Origin of the sequence: Primorskyibacter flagellatus (genome assembly GCF_900176485.1) — a bacterium.
GTDB lineage: Bacteria > Pseudomonadota > Alphaproteobacteria > Rhodobacterales > Rhodobacteraceae > Primorskyibacter > Primorskyibacter flagellatus.
The window spans coordinates 1-5,510 of the sequence record NZ_FWYD01000046.1 but is presented as its reverse complement, the minus strand read 5'-3'; the positions used below and the strand labels follow the sequence as shown (position 1 = coordinate 5,510).

At 51.7% G+C, this 5,510-nt stretch carries 2 protein-coding genes and 1 tRNA gene; 2 read left to right on the top strand and 1 reads right to left on the bottom strand.

The window, feature by feature from the left end:
* Positions 1-11 precede the first annotated feature (11 nt).
* Together B8991_RS20655 and B8991_RS20650 are read left to right on the top strand one after the other, a co-directional pair.
* Positions 12-88 (top strand) — tRNA-Met (locus B8991_RS20655).
* 367 nt (positions 89-455) lie between these two features.
* Positions 456-3,977, top strand: a complete 3,522-nt coding sequence (locus B8991_RS20650; protein WP_143514701.1) for an SIR2 family NAD-dependent protein deacylase — start codon at positions 456-458, stop codon at positions 3,975-3,977.
* 333 nt (positions 3,978-4,310) lie between these two features.
* Here B8991_RS20650 and B8991_RS20645 read toward each other — a convergent pair whose 3' ends face one another.
* Positions 4,311-5,462, bottom strand: coding sequence for a hypothetical protein (locus B8991_RS20645; RefSeq protein WP_084355166.1), 1,152 nt, complete (start codon positions 5,460-5,462; stop codon positions 4,311-4,313).
* Between the last annotated feature and the right edge of the window lie 48 nt (positions 5,463-5,510).

Here is a 5,510-nt window from a genome sequence, read left to right as displayed (position 1 = left end):
CACCAGATTGGCGCGGGATGGAGCAGCCCGGTAGCTCGTCAGGCTCATAACCTGAAGGTCGTAGGTTCAAATCCTACTCCCGCAACCATAAATACCCATTATTATCAATAGCTTACACCCCGCAGTCGCGGGGTCGTTCGCGTTGGAAATCCCGCACTGGAAGCACTGTGGAAGCAACCGGAAGCGTTCGGCGGGTGTGGCGAAAAGGCAACGGTCACGAAAGCCGTAGCCGGAACCAAATCTCTCTGTTCGCTGTTTGCAACCAGCCGTCGCGTGAAGCACTCTGGAGATGCACGCCCCAAATTGATACCTGACCGCAAGCGGCCTGGAGCTGACCTTGAGCGCGGCCCCAAATGCTGCGCCGCCCCTCCATTGGATGTTATTTAGCATAGATACGTAGTCGTAGGCTCACTGATCTGCTATCGAGTTCACGGCAACAATTTAAGGACATACATTTGCGTTCCGATCCAGAAATCAAATGGCCTCAAGGTTTTGACAAACTTCCAGATTTTCCAGCATTTAAAAGTTTCGCTCGCGCTCTCTGGGAGAAGCAAGCGGCTGTTATGGTTGGCTCAGGCTTTAGTAGAGCCTGTCTGCGCGAACCGACAGCATCGGCTCCACCACTTTGGGGAGATTTCAAAGCGCGGATGGAGATCGCGCTGGGATACGGTTCGGGATATGCACCTGACGCATTACGCTTAGCTCAGGAATATCAAATTCTTCATGGTGAAGATGGTTTAGACCGGTTGATCCGTGAACTTGTGCCAGATGAACGCTGGTCTCCCGGTCCCTTGCACAAGCAACTACTGGAATTACCGTGGCAGGACGTGTTGACCACCAACTGGGATACACTACTTGAGCGAACAACGCCGGAAACACCTGATCGTGTTTATAGCTGCATCAGGACTGTGCAGGATATTGCGCACCAAGTAGCTCCACGCATCATCAAGCTTCACGGGTCCTTGCCCTCACATAAGCCGTTCATCTTTACCGAGGATGAATTTCGCACCTACCCAGCAAATTTTGCCCCGTTCGTAAATCTTGCACAGCAGGTCATGCTTGAACATGAACTCTGCCTCATCGGTTTTTCTGGTGTTGATCCAAACTTTCTTGCTTGGAGCGGCTGGGCTCGCGATACATTAGGGGCGTCGACACGTCGGATTAGGCTGGTTGGATCATTGAACCTCACGCCACCCGCCAGAGCCCTTCTCGAAGCACGAAACGTGACACCAATTGATTTGGGGCCGTTGGTCGAAAAAGTCCATAGCAGTGAAAAACACGAACGTGCACTTGAGATATTTTTCGAAGCTTTGAATCTTGCAAAACCGCCGTCCCCATTTGATTGGGTCAAGGCGTCCGGTCGATTTTCAGCGCCTTCAAACCCACCAGATCAAGAGAAGGCGAGCAGAAAAGAAGTCGCCGAGACATGGGCAGAAGATCGCATGTCTTACCCCGGTTGGGTCGTAGGCCCGGTTCGACAAACGAATTCACTTACCTACAACTTTCCGACGTTGAAAAAAGGCCCTGAAACGCCTGAAGCACACTTGAGATTTGCGGCGGAGAAAATTTGGCGACATCGCACAGCCTGTATCTGGATTTTCCAGAACGACCTTGAAGAAGCAGACCAACATTACGAATCTGCACATTCAAATCTTTCATCACCTGAGCGTATCGCCTTATGCGTGGCCTGTGCGACGGAATGGCGTAGATTTCAGGATTGGGGCAAGTGGTCTGTATGGATGGAACGTTTGCAAGCAGTCTCCAGCGAAGAGGCCCGACTTGCGTATGAATACGAAACTGGTCAGCGAGCCCTTCTGAAATGGGATGATGCTGCAATCCTGACAGCTGCCACTAGCCTTAAATCCGAAGAACCAATTTGGATGATGCGACGCGCCGGTCTCTTGGCAACGCTGTATCACCACCGCGAGGCCGCCGAACTCTATCAGGCTGCGCTACTACGGATCAGACAAAAGCAAGTATCTGATCCAAAATCAGCATGGCTTATTTCGCTGGAGGGTTGGGCGGCGTTTTACCATCGTTGTTCTAAGTCGGCGCTGACTGACGACCCTTACAGTTACCCGGAGAAGGAGACCGACGAAACGCGCATGCGTTTCCTTGGTGCGAAAGCAGACCCATGGGACACGATTTCTCGCTATGACAATCTAACCACTAAGCGGATTGACCGTAACAGGAAGTACAGCGAACCGTGGTCTCTTTCATTCAAACCCGGCAGCTATCGGGGCGGCTCCACTCGCGTTGGTGGTGATGATGAATGCCCTTTTTATGGTTTGCTTGAGCTTATCGAGCGCACAGGCGCACCTGAGATCATTTCGAACTTTGACGTCTTTTCTACCCGTCTCGAAACGGCTTATCGGGCTATCACAAATCCCGACGAAGATGACTTCATGGCATTTTTGGCTCGATATCGTGGGTCGGACAAAAAGATACTCGATTGGGTATTGCCGCGCACGAAGGTCGCTCAGCTAAGTACAGAAGCTATCGAGCAATTGCTTGAGGGTATTCAGAATCGTGTGGATCGTTTGCGAGCATTGAACGACACCCGAAACGGGAACAGTCATCTCGCCTTCCTTTTGGAGGTAATGGCAAGAATTGTCATCCGGGCGCCATCTAAGAAGGCGTTGGAGTTATTTCTGTGGGCCATTTCATTGTTTGAAAAGCCAGTAATCTGGTGGGGCGGTTATGCTGCCAGCAACGCTGTTATGGAAGCGGCTGTTGAGGCGATGGAATCAGCCGATAAAAGCAGTGCTTTGCTAGCTGCAATTGGTCTCAAAACTCCAGCCGAGGGTGGTGCAGTAGCGACAGAACGTGACTGGCCAGAGCCAATCGATGCTTTCTCTGATCAAGATGCGAATGATCTTAAAATATCAATTGCTACTTCGCTTCGCATAGACGAACTAATTTCACATGTAGAAGACGGGCAAAAGCTGGACCGTGGACGTGCAATTCGGCGTCTTCATATGCTGTTTAAGGCAGAAAAACTCTCTGATCTTCAGTCGCAAGCTCTTCAGGACGCAATTTGGAAAAGAACGGATGAGAGCGGATGGCCATCCGACACTGATTTGCATCCATGGCTATTTCTTGAACTGCCCGGCCATGAACAGGCATCAGAACTGTTCCGCACGACTGTCATAAACGCTGTTGCCGAAGGCAGCGTCAGCCATGATCTGTTGATGAACCTCAGAGTTGGTCTCAAGGTTGGAGACTTTGTGTTAGACGAAGCAATGCTCGCGTCATGTATCTCTGCATGTCTTGACTGGACCCCGAACAGCATGGAAGGGCGATCTGATATATACATAGCACTGTCTGGCGATGCCGATATGAATCGAATAACAGCGCGAGAGGTCGGTGAAGTTCTAGCGCGGACGCTTCTGCCAATGTTTGACCCTCAAACAATCGCGAATAGCGACATCGAATCGCGACTTACTACGAATGAAAGCTACCAACGGTTGCCGCAACTGGTAGCGGTTGCGTACCAAATCGAGCGCCTTTTTCCTGAACATGCGAGTTTTGCACTATCGCTCGTGCGAGTAGCGCTGGCCAGCCGAGACCCAAAACGCGTCTATCCAGCGTATATCGCGATGATGCAATACACCCAAGATGAAGCTTCCGAGAGCGAGAATAGCGAGGCGATTGTGGAGCTCTTAATGCACGCCATCGAACAGCGCACCCAACCCGGTTTAAGCAATGCACTCCATCTTATCTGTGACCTTGTGGCTGATGAACGCCTGAGCCCCGCCAACCAAGAGCGAATTGTGGCTGCGCTTCCTGCATTGCTGGAGGAGTATCGCTACGATCAGCGTCGCCTTGAAGTTCCGTCACTTGCCGATTTGCCTCTCGTTAGAAAGCGGGTCCACAGACTGGCATCACTGCTTCGCCATCAACATGACTTTTTGGATGAAATAGTAGAGGAGCTTAGGTGCGATCCCTTGCCTGAAGTACGTAGAGTTAAAACCTAACTTTCGGTCCAATTAATTTGGACATGCTGCAATTAACTTTACGTAATCTTCTTAAACTTGTGCATCTCGTACTTATTTCGAGATAGTTCTGTGTTGGGCGTGCGAATAACTATCTTTTTCCTGTTTTTTCACCCGCGGCGAATGACTGGTTTCCGCCGATTCTGTTGAAAAACTCTTTGCTGCATCTGCAAATTTCGTAAAAAGTGGGAAATCGTTCCCTAGCAACCTGATTTCTCCCACTGACGCTGTCAAAATTTGAGTAAATCAGAACTTTGTTCTGCCAAATTTAGAGCCAACGCGCTGAATCAGAGTTTTTCAACACAATCCGCCATTCTAATCTGCCAAGCGATACCGATTTTGCGCCTTCGCAAGTCTTTCCTCCAATGAGGCTGAGTGTTCTTCGACGGTCCGTAAAAGTGCCTCAACATGGGTTTCCATGAAGTCGCTGAACTCTTCAGCCGAGACACCTGAAATCGCTGCACGGCTGACGAACAACCCGCAGATTTGCGCGTCGAGTTCGCGCATTTTTGCGGCGCGGTTTGCGTGGATCACGTCGCTTGGAAGAACGCCGCAGCAGTTATGCCGTAGATCGTTGCCAATGACCGCATCGAACATGCGCCAGAGGTCGTGTGCGGGCCATCTGGCGCGGTTGCGGTCATGTGTCGGCTCACAGTAGCGAATGCGCTTGGTGGCGTCTGTAAAGGCGTCTCCGATGGTGCTGCGAATGTCCTGCCAGTTGCGTAACTCGAAACGGTTGCGCAATTGCTTGGAGCCAAGGCGCAATTCGAACCGCCAGACTTGGCTTGTGTTGCGGTCGGTCAGGTCTAGCGGTGCTTCGCCAATGGTCGCGCTTGCCGCATTCCAGATGGTGAGCCAACCAAGTTTGTTGCTCTGGATGACTTCGGCGCGTTTGTCGTAGATCGCGATTTGGCGGTTTGCGATGGTTCCGGCTCGTAATCCGGTGACGCGCGCCCCGCTGGAAACGGTCGCAGTTTCATCGACGCCAGTATATTCCGTGACCTTGGTTCCGGGCGGCACAACCAAGCAGTCCCGGTTTGGTTCGAACCATGTGGCAAGGAAATCCACGGCAAAATCCGCCCGCGCAACCCGCAGTTGGGTTTCAACATAGGGAATAGCAAATGCGTCCATGCAGGCGCGAAAGTGCTGTTCAGCTCCCTCTAGGCCGCTTGTGGCAAGACCAAAGGCCCGGAAGTCGACAGTAATGCCGGGATTGTTGGGAATGCGGTCTTCGGGATCTTGAAACAACCAAACAGCGCCATGATCGCCAGTATGGGCAGTGAAGCCGCGTGCGCCTTTGCCAGTGACACTCAATTTGATTGTGCCAAAATTCACAATGCAATCGCTATGGGTCTTCTTTGCGAGATCCTTGGCGGCAACCAGTTCGGAACGCAGGGCCGGGGGAATATCCGTTTGAATGGTGAATTTCAGCCCGTCAAAGCCGGAATGCAAGATTTGCGCGTCCATCTACTCTGGCCTTCGCTTTCGTATTCGTGGAGGGGGGTGTTACAAGAC